This is a genomic window from Phenylobacterium sp. (genome assembly GCF_036402295.1).
Classification (GTDB): Bacteria; Pseudomonadota; Alphaproteobacteria; order Caulobacterales; family Caulobacteraceae; genus Phenylobacterium.
Genome location: NZ_DASWTE010000334.1, coordinates 1 through 2174 on the forward strand (window position 1 = coordinate 1; position 2174 = coordinate 2174).

Annotated in this window: 3 protein-coding genes; all 3 read right to left on the reverse strand. The window is 69.2% G+C overall.

Annotated elements, in window-relative coordinates; all coding sequences use genetic code 11:
* The coding region (locus VGD44_RS19800) for a Plug domain-containing protein (protein WP_331090101.1) at positions 1 to 1017 on the reverse strand (1017 nt) is incomplete at its 3' end.
* A 187-nt stretch (positions 1018 to 1204) separates the two neighbouring features.
* On the reverse strand, positions 1205 to 2008 hold the full coding sequence (locus VGD44_RS19805) for a thiazole synthase (RefSeq protein WP_331090102.1): 804 nt from the start codon (positions 2006 to 2008) through the stop codon (positions 1205 to 1207).
* 1 nt (position 2009) lies between these two features.
* A partial coding sequence (thiS, locus tag VGD44_RS19810; RefSeq protein WP_331090103.1) for a sulfur carrier protein ThiS occupies positions 2010 to 2174 on the reverse strand: 165 nt, incomplete at its 5' end.

Sequence of the window (2174 nt, forward strand, 5' to 3'; positions counted from 1 at the left end):
CTCGGCCTTCAAGCCCAGCACCCAGCGGCGGTCGAACTGGTGGATCTGCGCGCTCGTGCCGTCCGGGTTGGCGTAGGTCGGGTTCGAGAACATGTCCCAGTCGTAGAACTGGGCGTAGGTGTTGGCCTTCCAGCCCTCGCCCAGCAGCCGGGCGTTCAGCACCAGGCGCGTGGTCTCGCCGGTGGCGGTCGGGTCGGGCGAGCAGAAGACGTCCGGACAGACCGACGAGCCGATGACGCGCTCGGGGATCTGCTCGGTGGGCTTCCACGTCCCGCGGTAGGCGTGCGCGGTCGCCTCGAACCGGCCCAGGCTGGTCGGCCGCTCATACTTGGCGAAGGCGGCGTAGTGGCGGAGGTCCTCCGGCTGCTGCCAAGGCCCGTCGTAGGTCTTGACCTCGCCCACCAACGTGAAGCGGCCGCTGCTCGCATCGCCCACCGTGCCACCGGCCGCGATCCGCCGATGCCCCCGCGCGCCGTACTCGCCGGCCACCCAGGGCCGATCGTAGGCGTCCTTGGTGGTCATGTAGGCCGCGCCGGCCAGCGCGAAGTCGCCGCCGTCGGCGCGATACGGGCCCTTCCGGTAGTCCTCGCGCTCGATGATCTCCGGGATCAGCCCGTTGAGGTCGAGATAGCCGTGGCCGTGGCCATGCGTGCGGAAGTTCATCTGCACGTCGTCGATGTAGGTCGTGAAGTCGCTGCCATGGTCCAGGTTGAACCCGCGCAGGAAGTACTGGTTGGCCTTGCCCGTGCCCGAGTGCTGGGCGGCGATCAGGCCAGGCACCGCCTCCAACAGCTCGGCCGTCCGCAGCAACGGCCGCACCAACAGGTCCGAGCCGGCCACCGAGCCCTCGCTGGCGGCATGGGCGATGCCGATCTTGGCCTCGCCGCGGCCGAACACGACCACCTCCGAGACGCCCGGCGCATCGGCCGTGGCCGTGGCCTCTTCCTCCGCGGCGATCGCCGGGCTGCAAACGCCCGCGCCAAAGACGCACAGCGCGGCGAGACTCACATGACGCATGGACCGACAGCCCTTCCCCATTCGAAGCGGGCTCTTCGCGCATGCGACGGTCGCGGGGGAGTACGGAACGGTTGCAGGCGGGGTTACAGCGCCGTTTCAGCGCTCGCAGCCAAACCCAACAACACGTGTCATCCCAGTCTTCGGCTGCGGCGCAAACCGGGATGACAAGCGTTGGGGTGCGGGGCTTCTAAATCAGTCCCGACAACGGCGACGACGGATCCGCATACAGCCGCTTGGCCATCCGCCCCGCGAGGTAGGCCTCCCGCCCCGCGATCACCGCGTGCTTCATGGCCCGCGCCATGCGGATCGGGTCCTTGGCCTCGGCGATGGCGGTGTTCATCAGCACCGCGTCGCAGCCCAGCTCCATCGCCACCACCGCGTCCGAGGCGGTGCCGACGCCGGCGTCCACCAGCACCGGCACCTTGGTCTGCTCGATGATGAGGCCCAGGTTCAGGACGTTCTGGATGCCGCGGCCCGAACCGATCGGAGCCGCCGCCGGCATGATCGCCGCCGCGCCCGCGTCCTCCAGCTTCCGCGCATAGACCGGGTCGTCCGAGCAGTAGACCATCACCGAAAAGCCGTCGGCGATCAGCAGCTTCAGCGCCCGCAGCGTCTCTTCCATGTCGGGCAGGAGGTGCGCCGTCTGCGACAGCACCTCCAGCTTCACGAGGTCCCAGCCGCCCGCCTCGCGGGCCAGCCGCAGCGTGCGCACCGCCTCCTCGCCCGTGTAGCAGCCGGCGGTGTTCGGTAGGTAGGTGAAGCGTTCGGGCTTCACATAGTCTGCCAGCATGGGCTGGTTCGGGTCGGAAAGGTTCACGCGGCGCAGCGCCACGGTGACGATCTCGGCGCCCGCGGCTTCGGCGGCGGCGGCGTTCTGGGCGTAGTCCTTGTACTTCCCCGTGCCCACGATCAGGCGCGAGGTGAAGGTGCGGCCGGCGACGGTCCAGGTGTCTTCAGCCAACGTCTTCTCTGGGGTCGTAGCGCCGTCCAAGTCAGCCGCCTCCGATGAAATGCACGATCTCGATCCGGTCGCCGTCGGCCACCGGGGTCTTCTGATAGGCCGACCGCGGCACGATCTCCAGATTGCGTTCCACGGCGACCTTCTTCGTGTCCAGCCCCAGCGCCGCCACCAGCCCCGCCACGTCGGCGACGCCTGC